General features: G+C 74.4%; 22 protein-coding genes. 15 read left to right on the top strand and 7 right to left on the bottom strand.

Annotated features, from left to right (window positions below; all coding sequences use genetic code 11):
- The first annotated feature begins 145 nt into the window (after positions 1-145).
- On the top strand, positions 146-877 hold the full coding sequence (locus tag ACQPYX_RS17275) for a VIT1/CCC1 transporter family protein (RefSeq protein WP_433798548.1): 732 nt from the start codon (positions 146-148) through the stop codon (positions 875-877).
- Here ACQPYX_RS17275 and ACQPYX_RS17270 read toward each other — a convergent pair.
- Both ACQPYX_RS17270 and ACQPYX_RS17265 read right to left on the bottom strand, forming a co-directional pair.
- Complete coding sequence (locus tag ACQPYX_RS17270) at positions 838-1,629, bottom strand: helix-turn-helix domain-containing protein (RefSeq protein WP_433798547.1); 792 nt, start codon at positions 1,627-1,629, stop codon at positions 838-840. The two genes, ACQPYX_RS17275 and ACQPYX_RS17270, sit on opposite strands and share 40 nt — an antisense overlap.
- Positions 1,630-1,639: 10 nt before the next feature.
- A complete protein-coding gene (locus tag ACQPYX_RS17265; protein WP_433798546.1) occupies positions 1,640-2,257 on the bottom strand; it encodes a TetR/AcrR family transcriptional regulator C-terminal ligand-binding domain-containing protein in 618 nt (205 codons plus the stop codon).
- A gap of 90 nt (positions 2,258-2,347) precedes the next feature.
- Between ACQPYX_RS17265 and ACQPYX_RS17260 the strand changes: the two genes are divergently transcribed.
- The 4 genes from ACQPYX_RS17260 (at position 2,348) to ACQPYX_RS17245 (ending at position 5,050) form a co-directional block, all read left to right on the top strand.
- The gene (locus ACQPYX_RS17260; protein ID WP_433798545.1) at positions 2,348-3,868 is read left to right on the top strand and encodes a CocE/NonD family hydrolase; all 1,521 of its coding nucleotides are present in this window, start codon (positions 2,348-2,350) and stop codon (positions 3,866-3,868) included.
- A 49-nt stretch (positions 3,869-3,917) separates the two neighbouring features.
- Positions 3,918-4,097, top strand: a complete 180-nt coding sequence (locus tag ACQPYX_RS17255; RefSeq protein ID WP_433798544.1) for a hypothetical protein — start codon at positions 3,918-3,920, stop codon at positions 4,095-4,097.
- A 63-nt stretch (positions 4,098-4,160) separates the two neighbouring features.
- Positions 4,161-4,307: a hypothetical protein gene (locus ACQPYX_RS17250; protein ID WP_433798543.1), complete on the top strand. Its 147-nt coding sequence runs from the start codon at positions 4,161-4,163 to the stop codon at positions 4,305-4,307.
- A gap of 32 nt (positions 4,308-4,339) precedes the next feature.
- Positions 4,340-5,050, top strand: a complete 711-nt coding sequence (locus ACQPYX_RS17245) for a hypothetical protein (RefSeq protein WP_433798542.1) — start codon at positions 4,340-4,342, stop codon at positions 5,048-5,050.
- 56 nt (positions 5,051-5,106) lie between these two features.
- On the opposite strand, the gene ACQPYX_RS17240 is transcribed toward ACQPYX_RS17245, so the two are convergent.
- Positions 5,107-5,889 (bottom strand): YqjF family protein, encoded by a 783-nt coding sequence (locus ACQPYX_RS17240; protein ID WP_433798541.1) that lies wholly within the window; start codon positions 5,887-5,889, stop codon positions 5,107-5,109.
- Between the two features lie 41 nt (positions 5,890-5,930).
- Between ACQPYX_RS17240 and ACQPYX_RS17235 the strand changes: the two genes are divergently transcribed.
- Together ACQPYX_RS17235 and ACQPYX_RS17230 are read left to right on the top strand one after the other, a co-directional pair.
- Complete coding sequence (locus ACQPYX_RS17235; protein ID WP_433798540.1) at positions 5,931-6,545, top strand: class I SAM-dependent methyltransferase; 615 nt, start codon at positions 5,931-5,933, stop codon at positions 6,543-6,545.
- A 19-nt stretch (positions 6,546-6,564) separates the two neighbouring features.
- A complete protein-coding gene (locus ACQPYX_RS17230) occupies positions 6,565-7,356 on the top strand; it encodes a DUF427 domain-containing protein (protein WP_433798539.1) in 792 nt (263 codons plus the stop codon).
- Here the strand turns inward: ACQPYX_RS17230 and ACQPYX_RS17225 are convergent.
- The 4 genes from ACQPYX_RS17225 to ACQPYX_RS17210 form a co-directional block, all read right to left on the bottom strand.
- Positions 7,328-7,900 (bottom strand): DUF664 domain-containing protein, encoded by a 573-nt coding sequence (locus tag ACQPYX_RS17225; protein WP_433798538.1) that lies wholly within the window; start codon positions 7,898-7,900, stop codon positions 7,328-7,330. The two genes, ACQPYX_RS17230 and ACQPYX_RS17225, sit on opposite strands and share 29 nt — an antisense overlap.
- A 117-nt stretch (positions 7,901-8,017) precedes the next feature.
- Entirely contained in the window at positions 8,018-8,503 is a 486-nt protein-coding gene (locus ACQPYX_RS17220) for a MarR family winged helix-turn-helix transcriptional regulator (RefSeq protein ID WP_246325554.1), read from the bottom strand.
- 106 nt (positions 8,504-8,609) lie between these two features.
- Positions 8,610-9,545: a type I pantothenate kinase gene (gene coaA / locus ACQPYX_RS17215; protein WP_433798537.1), complete on the bottom strand. Its 936-nt coding sequence runs from the start codon at positions 9,543-9,545 to the stop codon at positions 8,610-8,612.
- A 67-nt stretch (positions 9,546-9,612) separates the two neighbouring features.
- Positions 9,613-10,341 (bottom strand): SDR family oxidoreductase, encoded by a 729-nt coding sequence (locus tag ACQPYX_RS17210; protein WP_433798536.1) that lies wholly within the window; start codon positions 10,339-10,341, stop codon positions 9,613-9,615.
- A gap of 150 nt (positions 10,342-10,491) precedes the next feature.
- On the opposite strand from ACQPYX_RS17210, the gene ACQPYX_RS17205 reads away from it, so the two are divergent.
- The 8 genes from ACQPYX_RS17205 to ACQPYX_RS17170 all read left to right on the top strand — a co-directional run bounded on the left by ACQPYX_RS17205 (position 10,492) and on the right by ACQPYX_RS17170 (position 18,708).
- A complete protein-coding gene (locus ACQPYX_RS17205) occupies positions 10,492-10,956 on the top strand; it encodes a PPOX class F420-dependent oxidoreductase (RefSeq protein WP_433798535.1) in 465 nt (154 codons plus the stop codon).
- A gap of 10 nt (positions 10,957-10,966) precedes the next feature.
- Positions 10,967-12,325, top strand: a complete 1,359-nt coding sequence (locus ACQPYX_RS17200; protein ID WP_433798534.1) for a hemolysin family protein — start codon at positions 10,967-10,969, stop codon at positions 12,323-12,325.
- Entirely contained in the window at positions 12,322-13,467 is a 1,146-nt protein-coding gene (locus ACQPYX_RS17195; protein ID WP_433798533.1) for a hemolysin family protein, read from the top strand. The genes ACQPYX_RS17200 and ACQPYX_RS17195 overlap by 4 nt, the downstream gene beginning before the upstream one ends.
- 138 nt (positions 13,468-13,605) lie before the next feature.
- Positions 13,606-13,926 (top strand): DUF6247 family protein, encoded by a 321-nt coding sequence (locus ACQPYX_RS17190; RefSeq protein WP_433798532.1) that lies wholly within the window; start codon positions 13,606-13,608, stop codon positions 13,924-13,926.
- Positions 13,927-14,231: 305 nt separating this feature from the next.
- Positions 14,232-15,260: an NAD(P)/FAD-dependent oxidoreductase gene (locus tag ACQPYX_RS17185; RefSeq protein ID WP_433798531.1), complete on the top strand. Its 1,029-nt coding sequence runs from the start codon at positions 14,232-14,234 to the stop codon at positions 15,258-15,260.
- A gap of 336 nt (positions 15,261-15,596) precedes the next feature.
- Positions 15,597-16,439, top strand: coding sequence for a hypothetical protein (locus ACQPYX_RS17180; protein WP_433798530.1), 843 nt, complete (start codon positions 15,597-15,599; stop codon positions 16,437-16,439).
- 26 nt (positions 16,440-16,465) lie between these two features.
- On the top strand, positions 16,466-17,902 hold the full coding sequence (locus tag ACQPYX_RS17175; RefSeq protein ID WP_433798529.1) for an APC family permease: 1,437 nt from the start codon (positions 16,466-16,468) through the stop codon (positions 17,900-17,902).
- The gene (locus tag ACQPYX_RS17170) at positions 17,899-18,708 is read left to right on the top strand and encodes a universal stress protein (protein ID WP_433798528.1); all 810 of its coding nucleotides are present in this window, start codon (positions 17,899-17,901) and stop codon (positions 18,706-18,708) included. Before ACQPYX_RS17175 ends, ACQPYX_RS17170 begins: the two co-directional genes overlap by 4 nt.
- The last annotated feature ends 4 nt before the right edge of the window (positions 18,709-18,712 follow it).

The following is an 18,712-nucleotide window of genomic DNA, read 5'->3' as shown; positions in this document are numbered from 1 at the left end:
CGTCCGGAAAGGGCGGAGGGCACCGAACGGACATTTCCTCCCGACGACGCGTCGGTGGCGGAGGGCAGGCTCGGCTCACCGCCGCGCGAACCAGGCAAGCCTTCCTTTCCTGGCAGGACGGGCCGGAGGTTGCTTGACTCGGCGCGTGAGCGAGGAGAGCGCGGAGGTCCTGCCGACCCACGATGACGAGCCGCACGTCGAGCAGAACGAGAACCGGCTCAACCGGCTGCGGGCCGGGGTGCTCGGCGCGAACGACGGGATCGTGTCGGTCGCGGGCATCGTCGTCGGCGTCGCCGGGGCGACCATCGAGAGCGCCCCGATCCTGACGGCGGGGGTGGCCGGCCTCGTCGCCGGCGCGGTGTCGATGGCGCTGGGCGAGTACGTCTCGGTGTCCAGCCAGCGCGACGCCGAGAAGTCCATGCTGGCCAAGGAGGCGCGGGAGCTCCGCGAGGACCCGCAGGACGAGCTCGAGGAGCTCGCCGCGATCTACGAGGCGAAGGGCCTGCGGCCGGAGACGGCACTGCAGGTGGCCCGCGAGCTGACCGAGCACGACGCGTTCGCCGCGCACGTCGAGGCCGAGCTCAAGATCGACCCGGACGACCTCACCAGCCCGACCCAGGCGGCTATCACCTCGGCGATCGCGTTCACCCTCGGCGGGCTGCTGCCCCTGGTCGCGATCCTGCTGCCGCCCGCGTCCTGGCGGGTGCCGGTGTGCGTGGTCGCCGTGTTGATCGCGCTCGGGATCGCGGGGTGGGTCGGGGCCCGGCTCGGCGGCGCGGCGCCGCTCAAGGCGATGCTGCGCGTCGTCATCGGGGGTGGGATCGGTCTCGCCGTGACCTACGGCATCGGGATGGCGCTCGGCACCGCGGTGGGCTGACCGAGCGCGCTGCGGGTGTGCTCGTCGGCCGGGACGAACGATTCGATGGACAATTCGTCCAGCGTGACGTCGAACGCCGCGCCGAAATGCGTGATGGTGGAGTAGAAGCGCAGTTCGCCGTGTTCGGGATGGCCGAGGTGCAGCGGCAGCATGAGCTGCGCGGCGCGGTCGAGCACCCGCACCGACCCGGCGTCGGGAACCCAGGGCCGGACCTCCGCCCGCAGCGCCACCAGCCGCGGGTCGCCGGTGAGGTCGACCAGCCGGTCGAGCCGGTGCAGCAGGTGCGCCGACCACTGTGCCCGGTTGCGGACGTCGAGCACGTCGGGGTGCAGGGCGAGGCGGTAGATGTTCAGCGGGGGCGCGAGCCACTGCGGGGCGACGCCCGCGAGCAGCATCCCGACGCTGCGGTTGGTGCGCACCACGTCCCCGCTGCGGTCGACGACGAGGGCGGGGTAGGGCTCGTGCCCGGCGAGCAGGTGCTCGAGCGCCTCGCGCACCGGCGTCAGGTCGCCGAGGGCGGACTCGGCGTAGCTGGGCGCGTAGCCGGCGGCGAGCAGCAGCGCGTTGCGTTCGCGCAGCGGCACCTCGAGCCGGGCCGCCAGGTCCAGCAGCAGCGCGCGGCTGGCCTGTGCCTTGCCGGTCTCGACGAAGCTCAGGTGCCGGGTGGAGACGTTCGCCTCCAGCGCGAGGTCCATCTGGCTGCGGCGACGGCGGGTGCGCCACCCCTTGAGCATCGCCCCGGCGGTCGTCATGCCCGGAACGCTAGGAGGACCGGGTCACCGGATCCATGACCTCCGAGGTCATGGCGATCCCGCGCAGGATCGCGTCGACCAGTCGGGCCGCCAGGGCGGGGTCGACCGGGTCGCGGGTGAGCAGGAGCCGGAAGTGCACGGGGCCGACGAGCATCTCGACCGCCAGCCGCGGGTCGACCGTGGCGGGCAGCTCCCCGCGCTCCACCGCGCGGGTGATCATCGCCATCGACCCCGCGGCCCGTTCGCTCCAGAACCGTGCGCGGGCCTCGGCCATCGCGGGCCGGTCGTCGCCGAGGACCAGCACCTGGTCGAGGGCCCGGCCGACCGGTGTGGCCAGGTAGGCCGCGAGCCGGACCGCGTAGGTGACGAGGTCCTCGCGGAGCCGGCCCGTGTCGGGCACCCGCAGCTCGTGCTCGGCCGAGTGCAGGAGCGCGTCGCCGAGCAGGCCCTCCCGGGTCCCCCAGCGCCGGTAGATCGACGTCTCGTGCACCCCGGCGAGGGCCGCGACCGGCGCGATCCGGAAGTCGGCCAGTCCGCGGGCGAGCAGCACCTCGACGGTCGCGTCGAGGACGGCCTGCCGGACCCGGGCCGAGCGACCTCCCGGTCGTCGCCGGACCTCCCCCGCCATGCCGGGCACCTTAACGCAAGTCCGCTTGTCTTAGCTGCCGCACCGATCCCACACTGCCGACACCACCCCACGAGCCCGAGGGAGCCGACCGTGCAGATCGATCGCGACGTCCCCGTCCCCACCCGCGACGGCACCCCGATCGTCGTCGACGTCTTCCGCCCGGACGACGCCGCCCCGGTGCCGGTGATCGCCTGCATCAGCCCCTACGGCAAGGGCGTGCACTGGCCCGAGCGCTACCCGCAGTACGAGCACGTGCCGCACCACGAGCACATGGTCTGGGAGACCCCGGACCCGGTGTGGTGGACCGACCGGGGCTACGCCGTCCTGCGCGCCGACACCCGCGGGACCGGCGCCTCCCCCGGCCGGCTCGACCTCTACGGCCCGCAGGACGCCGAGGACTTCCACGACGTGATCGAGTGGGCCGGCACGCAGCCGTGGTCGACCGGGAAGGTCGCCTCCAGCGGCATCTCGTGGCTCGCGATGATGGGCTGGCGCGCCGCGGCGCTGCGGCCGCCGCACCTCGCCGCGCTGGTCGCCTGGGAGGGCTCCACCGACTTCTACCGCGAGGCCGCCTACCAGGGCGGGCTCTACGACCGGGGCTTCCTCGACTTCTGGTGGGCCCGCCAGATCGACCCGCAGCGCACCGGCCCCGAGGGGGACGACTGGCGCGAGGTCCTCCCCCGCCACCCGCTGCTCGACGACTACCACCGCGCCCGGGCGACCGCCCTGGAGGACATTGCCGTCCCGCTGCTCTCCGGCGCGAACTGGGGCGGCGTCCAGCTGCACCTGCGCGGCAACGTCGAGGGGTGGCGCCGGGCGGCGTCGCAGCAGAAGTGGCTCGTCGCGTTCACCGGCACCCACATCGACCCGTACTACGCCGACTGGGCCCTCGACCTGCAGCTGCGCTTCCTCGACCGCTTCCTCAAGGACGAGACGCACCGCATGGACGACGTCGCGCCGGTGCGGCTCGCGATCCGCCACGGCCGGGAGATCGCGTGGCGCGACACCACCGACCTGCCGCTGCCGGGTACCGACTGGCGGGAGCTGTACCTCGGCGAGGGCACCCTCGCGTTCGACCTCCCGCCGACCGCGACGACGGTCCCCTACCCCGCGACGTTCGACACCGCCCCGGTCACCGAGCCGCTGGAGATCACCGGTCCCGTGGCGCTGCGACTGTGGCTCACCGCGGCGCAGGACGACCTCGACGTGTTCGTCCGCGTGCACCACCTCGACACCGACGGCGCGCCGATCCCCGCCGTCGGGCCGCAGGGCCAGGACGTGCCGATGGCGATGGGCTGGCTGAAGGCCTCGCACCGGGAGACCGATCCCGCGCGCTCCGAGCCGTACCGCCCCTGGCACCCGCACGACCGCGAGGTCCCGCTCTCACCGGGCGAGCCCACGCTGCTGGAGGTCGAGATCTGGCCGACGAGCATCGCGCTCGCGCCCGGCGAACGGCTGCGGCTGGAGTTCGCCACCGAGGACTCCGAGCTCGGCACGATGGCCCACGACCACCCCGACCTGCGCCGGCCGGCCGTCGGCGCGGTGGTGCACGTCGGCGGCGAGCACGCCTCGCACCTGCTCGTCCCGGTCGTTCCCGACGACGCGGCATGACCCGGGAGGTCATCGACCCGGCGACCTCGCGGGCGCCACCGTTCTCCCCATGACGACCACGCTGACCGCCTCTCCCACCCAGGCCCCGCTGCGGCGGGTCCTCCTCCTCGACGCCGCGGCGTCCGGCGCCCTCGGGGTCGCCGCGGCCGCCGGCGCCGGCGTCCTCGACGGGCTGCTCGGCCTGACGTCCGGGCTGCTCGTCGGCGTCGGGGTCTTCCTCGTCGCCTAGGCGGCGGGGCTCGTCGCCCTGGCCCGGCGCACGACGATCCCGCGCGGCCCGACGACCCTCGTCGTGCTGGGCAACGCGACCTGGGTGCTCGCGAGCCTCGCGCTCACCGTCGGGGCGTGGGAGCACCTCACGACCCTCGGCGTCGTCGTCGTGCTCGCCCAGGCCGCGGCCGTCGCGGTGTTCGCGGAGCTGCAGTACACCCACCGCTGAGCCCCGGGCGGGCGCAGGGCAGGGTGGCGCCCGTGACCTCCGTGGACCTCGCCGTCGAGATCGCCGCCGACCCGGACCGGGTCCGCGCCGCTCTGTCCGGCGCGCTGGCGGTGTGGCTGCGCCCCGCGGGGCTCGAGACCCGCAACGACGGCGAGGTCGTGGTGGTCACCGCGAACGAGCCGGTGCGGATCACCGCGCACGACGGCGGGCTCGCCACCGAGATCGACGAGGGCCCGGCGACCGTGTTCACGGCGTGGACCGTCGAGGGGCGGGCCGACCGGACGGCGGTGGTCACCTGCCGCTCCACCGGGGCGCCCGAGCCCGCCGCGTTCGCCGAGCGGATGACGACCGTGCTCGTGGCGCTGGCCGCCCACCTCGAGCACTTCCCGGACGCGCCGGGCACCGAGCTGCACGCCTGGGGCCCGTCGCGCGGCCGGACCCGCGAGTCGACCCAGGAGCAGGCGCACGCCCGGTTCCTGTCGCAGGTCGGCGTCGTCGCCCCGCGCCAGACCTTCCAGACGTTCCGCGGGCTGCCCGCCATGTCCGGCACGTGCCTGGAGCGCCGCGGCGGTGCGCACCACAGCGCGGCTGTGCTGCTGCTCGACGACCCGATCCCGGGCGTGGCCGTGTTCGCCACCAGCGGCACGCCCCCGGTGCACGAGGTGCGCGCGCTGCTGTTCGGCGACGAGACGGTGGCGCAGCGCCTGCAGGCCCAGTGGGCGGCCTGGCTCGCGGCGGCCTGAGCCGGCCCGCGGCGTCGTCGGGAACCCGGGCCCCGTGAGGGGAGGATCCGAGCGCTCTAGTGGTGTGAGGGTTCCCCTCGCGCGGGACTGGGCGAAGGCAGGGCCGGGGACGGGCGCCCGCCCGGCAGCCCGAAGCGCACCGACACCCCCGGTGAGTAGTGCACGAGGTCCGGCGCGCGGCCCGCGAGCTGCGGGAAGCCCGCCGCGGCCACCAACTCGTCGTCGAACGCGGTGAGTTCGGCGGTGCGCAGCGGCCAGGGCTCGTGGACGTTCGGCACGTAGAGCCCCAGCCCGAGGTGCCGCTCGTGCAGGCCCCAGCGGGCGGTGAGGAACGTCGTCAGGCCGTCGGTGACGGGCGCACCCGGCCGGATCCGGACGACGCTGCGGTGCCCGCCCACGATCGTCGTCGCCCGGTAGGTCAGCTCCCCGTCGGCGTGCCGGAAGGACATGCGGGCCCAGCGGTACGGCAGGCCGAACGCCGCCTGGGCGCCGAGGACCACGGCGAGCCGGTCGGCGTCCAGCGAGCGGAAGACGATCCCCCGCCGGCCGCGCCCGTCGACGGTGTAGAGCCGCACGTTCGTCTCGAGGAAGGTGCCGAAGAACGGGATCGATGGCCCGCGGGACACCCCGGCACCGACCATGCGGAACGGGATCAGCCCGACGTAGGTGACGCCCTCGTGGACGTCCGGGCGGACCCCCGGCGGCAGGAAGGGCGCCACCTCGGCCGGATCGACGGCCCAGTGCAGGAAGGCCGCGTCCTTCCAGTCCTGGGTCATCATCGTCGGTCCGCGGAACGGGGGCGCCGCGGCAGCAACGGGCTCGACGGGTGCGGGGGTCACGGGGAGGGAGTGCCCGCGGAGGCGTTCGGGAACATCACGGTGTGGCCGATACCGACCTCACGTTCCCCCAGGGTTTCTTCGATCGCTCCGACGCCCGCGACGACGCCGTGTTCTACGGCCCGCCGCGGCTGGTCCAGCACATCGACGACGCCGCGGTCGCCGCGGTGAGCGCCTACTACGACGAGGTGGGTGTCGACGGCGACGTCCTCGACCTCATGTCGTCCTGGGTCTCGCACCTGTCGACCCCGCCGCGGCACCTCACCGTGCTCGGCATGAACAACGCCGAGCTGCGCGCCAACACCTGGGCGCACGAGCGGGTGGTGCACGACCTCAACGCCGACCCCTCCCTCCCCTTCGCCGACGCCTCGTTCGACACGGTCGTCAACACCGTGTCGGTGGACTACCTGACCCGCCCGGTCGAGGTGTTCCGCGAGGTCGCGCGCGTGCTGCGCCCCGGCGGGCAGTTCGCGGTCACCTTCTCCAACCGCTGCTTCCCGACGAAGGCCGTGCAGGGCTGGCTCTCGACCGACGACGCCGGACACGTGCAGATCGTGCGCGCCTACTTCGCCGCCTCGGGCGCCTTCGACGAGCCCGTGGCCGAGCAGCGCCCGTCGGCCGGGGACCCGGTGTTCGCGGTGCGTGCCGCACGCCGCTGAGGGGGTGTACGAAGGAGCCATGTCGCTGACGCGCTCCGGTGGCCCCCTGTCGCGGAACCTCCCCGGGACCCGCACCTTCACCGTCGAGGGCCCGGCCCACTCGCTGCTGCTCCAGCCGTTCCGGCGGCGGGTGCGCGCGCTGGTGGACGACGTGGTGGTGCTGGACACCGTGGACGGCTCGCTGCTGTTCGAGACCGGGCTGGGCCCGCAGCTCTACGTGCCCGAGGCCGACGTGCGCGCCGACCTGCTCTCCCCCAGCGACACCTCCACGCACTGCCCGTTCAAGGGCGACGCCACCTACCGGCACCTGACCGTCGGGGACCGGACGATCCCAGACGCCGTCTGGGCCTACCCCGACCCCAAGCCGGACGCGTCGTGGCTCGCCGGGCTGGTGGCGCTGCCGATGTCGGCGGCCGACCGGTGGCTCGACGAGGACACCGAGGTCCTCGGCCATCTGCCCGACCCGTACCACCGCGTGGACCTGCGCCCGACGAGCCGGCGGGTCACCGTCACCGCCCCGGACGGCAGCGTCGTGGCGTCGACGACGTCGGCGGTGCTGCTCGACGAGACCGGGCTCGACGTCCGCTTCTACCTCCCGACCGACGACGTGACGGCCGAGCTGGAGCGCACCGGGACGACCACCGTCTGCCCCTACAAGGGCACCTCGACCTACTGGACGGTCCGCACCGGCGCCACCACCGTGGTCGACGGCGCCTGGTCCTACGAGGACCCGATCGACGAGTCCCGCGGCATCGCGGGCCGGGTGAGCTTCTCCGACGAGTTCACCGTGTCGGTGGAGGGTCCTCGCTAGCCAGCAGGAACTCCCGCAGCGCCTGGGCCTGCCCGGCGCGGCGGGCCGTCTCGGTGATCAGGTGCAGCAGGATCCACCGCAGCTCGATGTGCCCGCGCCGGTCGTCCCGCACGGCGTCGTCCAACGACTCCGCGCCCGCGAGCGCGTCGCGGCCCTTCTCGCACACCTCCTGGTAGGCGCCGACCAGGGCGGCGGGCTCGTCGAGCTCGGAGAACCGGAAGGCGGCGTCGGCGTCGTCGACGTAGCTGAACGAGTACCCCGCCCGTCCGCCGCGTTCGCCCCAGCGCTCCACCAGCCAGGTGCGCTCCAGGTCGGTGACCAGCCGCACGATCCCCACCAGCGAGGCACCGGACTCGGGGACCCGGCGTCGCAGGGCCCGGTGCGGCAGCCCGTCGAGGGCGAGCACCACCTGGGCCCGGAAGTAGTCCAGCCACCCCTCGAGCGCCTCGCGCTCGTCGGCGACCTGCGGCGGCTGGAGCCGGCGCACCGGCGTCCGGAAGACGACCTCGTCGTCGGAGTCCTGCTCGGGCTCGTCGATGCTCACCGTGGTCCCGCCGTCGGGCGTCCCGGGTGGCGGGCGCCGGGACGTGATCGCGGCGACCGAGCATGCCCGGACCGGTCGGTCCCGACAAGACGGCCTCCGGGTGACACGATCACCCGGCTAGGAGGACGGCAGCGCGACGAGGGCCTCGAGCGCCGGCAGTGCCGCGGCGAGCGCCTCCCGCTGGTCCTCGGGCAGCCGCTCGAGGCGCTCGGCGAGCATGGCGGTCCGCTCGGTGCGCAGGCGCTCGATCATCGCCCGGCCGTCGGCGGAGAGCTCGACCAGCGCCGACCGCGCGTCCTGCGGGTCGGGCGTGCGCACGAGCAGGCCGGCGTCGTCGAGCGCGGCGAGCACCCGGCTCATGGTGGGCGGCGTGACGGCCTCCCGGCGGGCGAGCTCGGAGAGGCGCAGCGGTTCGTGCTCCTCGAGGGTCACCAGCACGGAGGTCTGGAGCGGGGGCAGGACCGCCCCGGAGTCGACGCGGATGCGCCGGTTGAGCCGCCCGACCGCGAGCCGGAGGCGCGCCGGGAGCATCGGGTCGTGCGGATCGGTGCGCTCCCCCACGCCCATCGGGGAGGCCGCGAGGTCGGACGAGGTCGTTGCCATACCTCAGCATCCCATCCCCGGCACCCGGAGGTCACCACCGGGCGCGTGTTTCGTGCCGCTTTCGTCCGTTTCACCGGACCGGCCGTAGCCCGAACGGCCGCGTCGATCAGAGTTTGCGCAACCGAATCCGTCGCACGGCGTGATCAGGTCCCTTGGTGAGCACGAGCCCGGCCCGGGACCGGGTGGGCGCGATGTTCTCCCGCAGGTTCGGCCCGTTGATCTCGTCCCAGATCTGCGAGGCCCGCTCGCGGGCCGCCGGCCCGTCCATCTCGGCGTAGCGGCGGAAGTACGACGCCGGGTCGCGGAACGCCGTCTCGCGCAGCGCGAGGAAGCGCTCGATGTACCAGCGGCGGACGTCGGTGGGGTGCGCGTCGACGTAGATCGAGAAGTCGATGAGGTCGCTGACGGCGAGCGCGCTGGCCCGCTCCCCGGTCTGCGGCGCGGGCTGGAGCACGTTGAGGCCCTCGAGCACGAGGATGTCCGGCCGGGCCACCGACCGCTGCTCGTCGAGCACGTCGTAGACCAGGTGGGAGTACACCGGGGCCGGGACCTCCGGCTTGCCCGCCTTGATGTCGGAGACGAACCGCAGCAGCGCGCGCCGGTCGTAGGACTCGGGGAAGCCCTTGCGGTGCATGATCCCGCGCCGCTCGAGCTCGGCGTTCGGGTAGAGGAACCCGTCGGTGGTCACCAGGGCGACGTTCGGGTGGTCCGACCAGCGCGCGAGCAGCAGCCGCAGCAGGCGGGCGGTCGTCGACTTCCCCACCGACACCGAGCCCGCGATCCCGACGACGAACGGGGTGCGCTCCTCGTCCTGACGCAGGAACGTGCGGTAGGCCTCCAGCAACCCCGCGCTCGCCCGCACGTGCAGGTCCAGGAGCCGGGAGAGCGGGAGGTAGACGTCCCGGACCTCGTCGAGGTCGACCGGGTCGCCGAGGGAGCGCAGCTCCTCCAGCTCGGCCGCGGTCAGGGGGAGGTCGCCGGACTCGTCCCGCAGGGCCGCCCAGGAGGCGCGGTCGAAGTCGACGAACGGGGACCCGCTCATGAGGCCCCATTCTCGTCACGGTCACCCGGCCGGCCGCCACCGGCTGTCCGCCAGGTCACGGCCTGCATCAATTCCGGTACCCGAGCTGCCGGATCGACTGCACCGCGTACTCCACGACCACCACCGACGGCGGGAGCCCCAGCACGTGCACCACGCCGGCGGCCACGTCGGCCGGGTCGAGGCCCTCGTCGTGCATGCGTTCCTCGAACGCGTGAGCGTTCTCCTGGCCGGCGACGAGGTCGGTCGCGACGAAGCCGGGCGAGACGGTGGTCACCCGCACCCCGCGGGGCCCGACCTCGAGGCGCAGCGTCTCCGCGACCGCGTGCGCGGCGTGCTTCGTCGCGGCGTAGACCCCGCCCGCGGCCGAGGCCACCCGCCGACCGGACATCGAGGAGATCACGACGACGGTGCTCCCGGGCCCGAGGTGGGGCAGCACGGCCCGCGCCGTGGTGAGCAGACCGGTCACGTTGGCGTCGAGCACGCCCCGCCAGACCTCGGGGTCGGTGTCGCCGACCGACCCGAGCGCCATCACACCCGCGGCGAGGACCACGTCGTCGATCCCACCGAGCTCACGCACGATCGCCTCGACCGCCGCGGTGATCGACGCCGGGTCGGTCACGTCGCCGGTGGCGACCACCGCCCCCGGCAGCTGCGCCGCGAGCTCGTCCAGCCGGTCCCGACGACGGGCCACCAGGCCCGGGCGGGCGCCCGCGGCCCCCACCGCCCGCGCGATCGCCGCGCCGATGCCCGACGAGGCGCCGACCACGAGGACCCGACGGCCGTCGATGCTCTGCACCCGGATCACCGTAGTGCCGGACGTGCTCCTGGTGATCACCGAGCACCCTCGGCCGCCCGACCCCCTCCCCCACCACCGCAGGTGCTCGCTCGTCGTCCACCACCCCGTACGACGCGCCGTGCACGGGAGGGCGCCCGTAGGCTGACGGCCGTGGCGAAGACGGCGACGAACGACCGGGTCGGGCGCGAGGAGCTCATCGAGTTCCTGCGCACGCGGCACAAGGCCATCGTGGTGACCCGGCGCGGCGACGGCGGGGACCAGACCTCGCCGGTCACCCTCGGGATCGACGCCGAGGGCCGGCTGCTGGTCTCGACGTACCCCGAGCGCGCGAAAGTGCACAACATCCGCAAGGAGCCACGCGTCGCGATGTGCGTGCTCTCCGACGACTTCGACGGGCCGTGGGTGCACGTCGAGGGCACCGCCGAGGTGCTCGACCTGCCCGACGCGCTCGACCCGCTCTGCGAGTACTTCCGCTCCATCTCCGGGGAGCACCCGGACTGGGACGAGTACAAGGAGGCCATGGCCACGCAGGGCAAGAGCATCATCCGGCTCACCGTCGAGCACTGGGGCCCGATCGCCACCGGGGGCTTCCCCGCGCGCCTGAACAAGGGGTAGCTCTCTCTCCGTGGACGTCCTGCTCTCCGTGCTCGGCCTCGTCGGGGTCGTCGCGGTCACCCTCGGTACGGCGGTGTTCGTCGCGGCCGAGTTCTCGCTGACCACCCTCGAACGCAGCCAGGTCGACCACCACGCGAGCGAGGTCGGCGACCGGCGCGCGAAGGCGGTGGCCACGGCCCACCGCAACCTGTCCTTCGAGCTCTCCGGGGCGCAGCTCGGCATCACGATCACCACGCTGGTCACCGGCTACATGGCCCAGCCCGCGATCGCGACGCTGATCTCCCCGCTGCTCGAGGACGTCGGGCTGCCCGCCGGCGCGGCGACCGGCACGGCCGCGGTCATCGCGCTCGTGCTCGCGACCGCACTGTCGATGGTCTTCGGCGAACTCGTGCCGAAGAACCTCGCCATCGCCGACCCGCTGCGGACGGCCCGAGCGGTGGCCGGCGTCCAGGCCGGGTTCTCCAAGGCGCTCGGCTGGTTCATCTCCGGACTCAACGGCACGGCGAACTGGATCGTGCGCCGCCTCGGCGTCGAACCGGCCGAGGAGCTCCGTTCGGCGCGCTCGCCGCAGGAGCTGGGTTCCCTCGTCGCCACCAGCGCCGAGCAGGGCACGATCGACGAGGGCACCGCTGCGGTGCTGACCCGCACCCTGCGGGTGGGCGAGCGGACCGCCGAGGAGCTGATGACCCCCCGTGTCCGGGTCGAGTCGCTCTCCACCGACGACACCGTCGACGACCTGCTCGCCGCCGCGATCCGCACCGGGTTCTCGCGCTTCCCCGTCGTGGACGGCGACCTCGACGACGTCCGTGGCGTGGTCCACGTCAAGCAGGCGTTCGCCGAGCCCCGCGCCCGGCGCGGTGGGCAGTTCCTGCGCAACCTGATGCGGAACCCGACCACGGTGCCCGACTCCCTCGACGGCGACGAGCTGCTCGACCGTCTGCGGGGCACCGGTTTCCAGATGGCGGTGGTGGTCGACGAGTACGGCGGCGGCGCCGGCATCGTCACGCTGGAGGACCTGGTCGAGGAGATCGTCGGCGACGTCCGCGACGAGCACGACCGGGGCGAGACCGCGCGGTTCCGGGAGACCGGCGACGACACCTGGATCGTCTCGGGCACGCTGCGCCCCGACGAGCTGGCCGAGGTGGTCGGCTGGTCGTTCCCCGACTCCGAGGTCTACGAGACGCTCGCGGGCTTCCTGCTCGCCGAGCTGGGCCGCATCCCGATGGTCGGCGACACCGTCACCCACGAGGGCTGGCGCATGGCGATCACCCGGATGGACCGGCGGCGGATCGCCGACGTCCGGGTGACCCGTCCACCGGACGCCGAGGCGCGGGCGGACCAGCGCGAGACGGCGGGGATCACGCCGTGAACGACTACGTCGCCCTCCTGGCCATGGTCGCCCTGCTGCTGGGCAACGCGTTCTTCGTCGGCGCCGAGTTCGCGCTGATCTCCGCCCGCCGCGACCGGCTGGAGACCATGGTCGACGCCGGCACGTCCGGCGCCGCGACGGTGCTGCGGGCCACCGAGCACCTGTCGATGATGATGGCCGCCGCCCAGCTCGGGATCACGATCTGCTCGCTCGCGCTCGGATCACTGGGCGAGCCCGCCCTGGCGCACCTGCTCGAGGCGGTGTTCGAGCCGATCGGCGTGCCCGGCGCGCTGCTGCACCCCATCGCGTTCGTCATCTCGCTGCTGATCGTCACCGTGCTGCACATCGTGATCGGCGAGATGGTCCCGAAGAACATCGCGATCGCCGGCCCGGAGCGCACGTCGGTGTGGCTGGTGCCGCCGCTGGTGGCGTTCCTCAAGGTCGCCCGGCCGATCATCTACCTGCTCAACTGGATCGCCAACCACGTGCTGAAGCTGCTCGGGGTGGAGCCGAAGGACGAGCGGGAGTCGGCCTACACACCGTCCGAGATCGCCGAGATGCTCTCGGAGTCCCGGCGCGAGGGGCTGCTCGACGCCTCGCAGACCCGCCGGCTCACCCAGGCCCTGCACACCGCCGAGCGCACGGTCGCCGACGTGCTGATCCCCCGGGAACGGCTCACCGTGCTGCCCGCCCACCCCACGGTGGGGGCGGTGGAGGAGGCCGTGGCGCGCACCGGGTTCTCCCGGTACCCGGTGCAGGCCCCCGAGGCCCCGGACGCCCACCCCCGCCTCGACGCCAACGCCCTGCAGCCCGGCACCGCGCCGCTGCTGCCCGAGCAGACCGGCGTGGCGCCGAGCGTCGAGCTCGACGGCTACCTGCACATCAAGGACGTCCTCGACCTCGAGGGCGGCCCCGAGCAGGTGGTGCCGGTCGAACGGGTGCGCGCGCTGCCGCGCGTCACCGTCACCGCGCCGGTCGACGAGGCCCTGGCCTCGATGCGCCGCGAGGGCTCGCACCTCGCCCGCGCGGTCGCCGACGACGGCACCACGGTCGGCGTGATCGCGCTGGAGGACCTGATCGAGGAGTACGTCGGGACCGTCCGCGACTCGACGCACGCCGCGCGGTCGAGCTCGCGCGGCTGAGAAATCGGACCACGCCGGGCGGTCAGCAACGGCGCTCCGTGCTCGTGCGACGACGCCGCGGCCGCGCACAACGGACCGGGGACCTTCTTCTGTCAGCGGCGGACCGTCGCTGTCGGTGGGTCGGGGTACCGTCGCCGCGTGGTCGCCAGCAAGAGTCTGCCCGACGAGCGAGAGCCTGACCTCGAGGCGCTCGCCCCAGGGGCGGAGCCGGACGTGATCCGCGGATACCTCCTGCCCGAGGACCGCGGGCGGTTCGACTCGGCGCTGGCAGACGCTCGTGCCGGCGGGGACCGGGATCGCGTCTGGACCTGCGTCGAGCGCTGGCGTGGGATCGCAGTGCTGCAAGCCGACCGGCAGCGCTTCCGGCGCCTGGTCCGGCAGATCGCCGAGCGCACCACCGGCGTGCCCTCGCCCGAGGACGAACCCCTCGACGTGACCCGCGCCAGAGCTCACATCTGACGCCCGAGGTGTACGAGTTCGAGGAGCATCTCCCCCACGTCGCCGACCAGATCGACGGCCTTCCGCGCCGAGCGTGGACGACGAAGCGGCACTCGTCTTCGTCCTCACTCGGCCCTTCGACGCCGACCTCATCGACGACGGGGCGCCGTGATCGTCAGCGCCTACGCTCGTTCGGCCTGGGACGCCGCCAGATCCTCGACCGGCTCAACACTGGCACTCAACGCATCGAACTCGACGACGTCTCCTTCATCAGACTCGCCACCGACCGCTCATTGGCCCCGGAGCGACGTCGGTCCCGCGCAGGCATGACCGACCCGCACGCCGGGGACCTGACCACCATGGCCGACAGCGCGCAGCCCCGCACCGACGTCCTCGTCATCGGCGGGGGGATCAGCGGGATCGCGTGCGCCCGGGCGCTCACGGCGGCCGGAGTGCCGGTGCGGGTGCTGGAGCGCAGCGGCCGGGTCGGCGGGCGGCTCGCCTCCCCGCCGCTGCCCCGCTCCGCCGACGACGCCCGCCCGGTCGACCTCGGCGCCGCCTACTTCACGGTGTCCGACGACGAGTTCGCCGCCCAGGTCGCCGACTGGGAGCGGCGTGGTCTCGCCCGCCCGTGGACCGACACGATGCAGGCCTACGGCGCCGACGGATCGGCCGAGAGCAAGCCCGGGCCGCAGCGGTGGGCTGCGCCGGGCGGGCTGCGCTCGCTGGTCGCCGACCTCGCCGAGGGCCTGACCGTCGAGACCCGCCGCGAGGTGTCCGCCGTGACCCCCGGGCCGGCCGTCGACGGCGAGCCCGCCTGCGCGGTGGTGCTCGCCATGCCCGATCCGCAGGCCGCCCGCCTCGTGTCCGCGCCGCTCCGGGCCGCCGCGGCGGTCGCGGACCGGGCGTGGGAGCCGGTCATCGCGGTCGCCCTCGGGTACGCGCAGCGCACGTGGCCCGAGCTGCCCGCTGCCTTCGTCAACGACCACCCCGTGCTCTCGCTCGTCGCCGACGACGGTTCCCGGCGCGGCGACGACGCCCCGGTGCTGGTCGCCCACACCACCGGCGAGACCGCCCGGCGCCACCTCGACGACCCGGACGGCGTGGTCGACGAGGTGGTCGCCGCGGTCGGCGAGCTCCTCGGCCTCGACGCCGCCCCGGAGTGGACGCACGCCCACCGGTGGACGTTCGCGAGCCCTGCGCAGCCCCACGACACGCCCGCCGACGCGCCGTTCCACCTCGACGACGACCTCGTCGCCGTCGTCGGCGACGGCTGGGGGTCGCCGAAGGTCGAGACGGCGTGGCGCTCGGGCACGCTGCTCGGCCGCGCCCTCGCGACCCGCGTCACGTGCTGAGACCGCCCACCTCACCAGCCTGAGAGCCAGGCTGAGAAACGCGCCCGCTCGCCGCGCGGGCGGGTCCGGCCGTCGTCGCCGCCTTCCCGACGACGGGCCAGGGCCTACCTTGGGTCAAGGAGAAGTCACGGAAAGGTCACGGCATCGGCTCCCCACCGCGCCGTGAGCAATCCCTTCCACGACGGACCGACCGACCCCGACGGACGGTCCGGCGGACGTCTCCGCGCAGTACCGCACGAGACAGCTCCCCGACCGGAAGGCCCCTGCGTGTCCCGGCACCGCTCCCCAGTGCCGGCGCGTCGTCCCGCGTCCCGCTCCCCCGAGGAGCGGGGCGCGGTGGCGACCGTCGACGCCCCCACGACCGTCCTCGACCTCGCCGCCCTCGTGGCGCAGCGGCAGGCCCGCGCCGGCTTCACGCCGGACGGCCACGGTCGTCCCGGCCGCCCGGCCCGTCGGCAGCGGGCCCACGCCGCCCGGGACGCCCGTCGCCACGGCCTGGCCGCGGCCGGCGTCGCGACGGTGGCCCTCGCCGCCGTCACGCCCGCGGCGCTGCAGTTCCCGACCGACGACACGACGCTGGAGCTCTCCGCGCAGGGCACCAGCCTCGCGCCGGCGGCGGCCGCCCCGGCCGTCGCCCCCGTCGTCGTGAACGCCTCCTCCGACCCGGTGACCGCCGACCTGTTCAAGGCGGGCGACCGGGCCCGGCGCCAGGCCGAGCAGACCGCGCAGGCGGCCGCCGCCGAGCAGGCACGGGCCGCCGAGGCCGAGCAGGCCCGCGCCGCCGCCGAGCGTGCCGCGTCGATCACGTCCTGCGGCGCCGACTCGAGCTACGGCGGGGTCGCGGACTCGGTCCAGACCGTCGGCAACGCGCTGGAGTGCGTGTTCCCCGGCCACGACGTCCTCGGCGTCGGCAGCCGCGGGAACGCCTCGGACCACCCCGGCGGCTACGCGCTGGACTTCATGACCACCGACGGCGACGCGATCGCCGAGTGCGTCATGTCCAACAAGGACGCGCTCGGCGTCTCCTACGCCATCTGGGACCAGCGGATCAACACCGGCTCCGGGTGGAAGGGCATGGAGGACCGTGGCGGGGCGACCGCCAACCACGAGGACCACGTCCACATCTCCTTCGAGCGCGGCGCCGACCCGGACGTCTCCGCCCTGCGTTCCTGCACCTGACCGGGGTGCCCGTCTAGGGTGCGCGAATGCCCCTGGCCCCGCCCGCGCACGCCTGGCTGCGCCGCAAGCCGGTCACGACGATGGCCGCCGAGACCGGGGCCGACGAGGCCGGCGGCGGCGAGCTGCGCCGCAGCATCACGCTCGTGCAGCTCACGGCGTTCGGCGTCGGGGCGACCGTCGGCACCGGCATCTTCTTCGTGCTCTCCGAGGCGACCCCGGAGGCCGGCCCCGCCGTCGTCGTGAGCTTCGTGATCGCCGCGATCACCGCCGGGCTGACCGCTCTCTGCTACGCGGAACTCGCCTCCGCGGTGCCGGTGAGCGGGTCGAGCTACTCCTACGCCTACGCCACGCTCGGCGAGGCCCCGGCGATGGCCGTCGCCGCCTGTCTGCTGCTCGAGTACATGGTGTCCTCCGCGGCGGTCGCGGTGGGCTGGTCGGAGTACCTGAACTCGCTGCTCGCCGACACGATCGGCGTGCGCATCCCCGACGCGCTCTCCGGCGCCCCGGGCGCGGGCGGGGTGGTGAACCTGCCGGCGATGGTGCTGGTCGTGCTGTGCGCGGTGCTGCTGGTGCGCGGCGTCAGCGAGTCGGCGACGGCCAACGCGGTCATGGTCGTCATCAAGCTCGCCGTGCTGCTGATGTTCGGCGTCATCGCCGCGACCGCGTTCTCGGCCGACCGGTTCGCCGACTTCGCGCCGTTCGGCGCCGCGGGCGTGGGGGCCGCCGCCGGCACCGTGTTCTTCTCCTTCATCGGCCTCGACGCGGTCTCGACCGCGGGTGAGGAGGCCGTCGACCCCCGCCGCACGCTGCCGCGGGCGCTGGTGCTCGCCCTGGTGATCGTCACCGTGATCTACCTGCTCGTCGCCGTCACCGCGATCGGCGCCCAGGACTGGCCGCGCTTCGAGGGCCAGGAGGCCGGCCTCGCCGCGATCCTCGCCGAGGTCACCGGGTCGACGTGGCCCTCGATCGTGCTCGCGGCGGGCGCGGTGATCTCGATCTTCTCGATCACGCTCGTGACGATGTACGGCCAGACCCGGATCCTGTTCACGATGAGCCGCGACGGGATGCTGCCCGCCGTGCTGTCGCGGGTCGACCGGCGCACGCTCACCCCGGTCCGCAACACCGTCGTCGTGGCCGTGGTGGTCGGTCTGCTCGCGGGACTGGTCCCCCTCGACGTGCTCGCCGACCTCGTCTCGATCGGCACCCTCGTGGCGTTCACCGTGGTCTCGGTGGGGGTGATCGTGCTGCGCCGCACCGCGCCCGACCTGCCCCGCGGCTTCACGGTCCCCGGCTACCCCGTCACCCCGGTCCTCTCCATCCTCGCGTGCCTCTACCTGATCTCCGGGCTGTCCTGGGTGACGATCATCGTGTTCGCCGTCTGGCTGGTGGTGGCCCTGCTGTTCTGGTCGGTCTACGGCTCGCGGCGCTCGGCGCTGATCGCGGCGGAGGAGGACGGCCGATGACGGTGCTGGTCGGCCTCTCGCCGCGGGCGCGCGACGACGCCGGCGGCGCCGTCGGGCTCGCGGCCCGGCTCGCCCGGGTGTGGGGCGAGGACCTGGCCGTGGCGCTCGTCGTCACGCCGGGCACCGCCGACGACGCCGCCCCGGCCTGGGCGGCGGTCGAGGGCGTGCTCGCCGCGACCGGCCTCGACGTCCGGCAGGACACCGTCCACGGCCGGTCGGTGGCCGAGGCGCTGGTGGCGGCCGCGGGCGAGGGCGGCGTCTCGGCGCTGGTGCTCGGCACCGACGCCGACCGGTCCGGCCGCATCGCCACCCGCGTGGCGCGCAGCTCCCCGGTGCCGGTGGTCCTCGCCCGGGGTGGCGGCGCCTCCGTGCCGGGCATGCCCGTCCACCGCGTGACCTGCGCGTTCGACGGGACGACGGGAGCCCCGGCCGTGCTGGCGGCCGCGGCCGACCTCGCGCGCAGGTCCGACGCGTCGTTGCGGGTCGCCTCGTTCGCCGTCCGCCGCGGCGCGGCGATCCCGCCCGAGGTGGGGCTGGACGCCGAGGAACCGGTCATCGCGGAGTGGACGCGGCAGATCACCGCAGCCCAGCAGGAGGCCCTCGACGCGCTGGGCCTCGAGGGCGTGGACGCCGGGGTGCACGTCGGCGCGAGCTGGGACGCGGCCGTGCACGCCGCCGACTGGACCGAGTCCGACCTCCTCGTGGTGGGCGGGTCCCCGAGCGCCGCGACCCGGTTCTTCCTCGGCGACCGGGCGGGGGCCATCCTCGCGGCCGCGCCGGTGCCCGCGGTGATCGTGCGGGCTTGACGCG

Origin of the sequence: Actinomycetospora sp. CA-084318 (assembly GCF_050955885.1) — a bacterium.
Lineage (GTDB): Bacteria > Actinomycetota > Actinomycetes > Mycobacteriales > Pseudonocardiaceae > Actinomycetospora.
The sequence above is the reverse complement of the archived record's forward strand: the minus strand, read 5'-3'. Positions and strand labels throughout refer to the sequence as shown.

Bases quoted from the DNA above. Each gene is read 5' to 3' on its own strand.
- ACQPYX_RS17220 (WP_246325554.1), bottom strand. From the start codon at position 8,503: ATGGCAACGACCTCGTCCGACCTCGCGGCCTCCCCGATGGGCGTGGGG.
- ACQPYX_RS17270 (WP_433798547.1), bottom strand. From the start codon at position 1,629: ATGACGACCGCCGGGGCGATGCTCAAGGGGTGGCGCACCCGCCGTCGC.
- ACQPYX_RS17255 (WP_433798544.1), top strand. From the start codon at position 3,918: ATGACGACCACGCTGACCGCCTCTCCCACCCAGGCCCCGCTGCGGCGG.
- ACQPYX_RS17170 (WP_433798528.1), top strand. From the start codon at position 17,899: ATGACGGTGCTGGTCGGCCTCTCGCCGCGGGCGCGCGACGACGCCGGC.
- ACQPYX_RS17265 (WP_433798546.1), bottom strand. From the start codon at position 2,257: ATGGCGGGGGAGGTCCGGCGACGACCGGGAGGTCGCTCGGCCCGGGTC.
- ACQPYX_RS17230 (WP_433798539.1), top strand. From the start codon at position 6,565: ATGTCGCTGACGCGCTCCGGTGGCCCCCTGTCGCGGAACCTCCCCGGG.
- ACQPYX_RS17185 (WP_433798531.1), top strand. From the start codon at position 14,232: ATGACCGACCCGCACGCCGGGGACCTGACCACCATGGCCGACAGCGCG.
- coaA (WP_433798537.1), bottom strand. From the start codon at position 9,545: ATGAGCGGGTCCCCGTTCGTCGACTTCGACCGCGCCTCCTGGGCGGCC.
- ACQPYX_RS17175 (WP_433798529.1), top strand. From the start codon at position 16,466: ATGCCCCTGGCCCCGCCCGCGCACGCCTGGCTGCGCCGCAAGCCGGTC.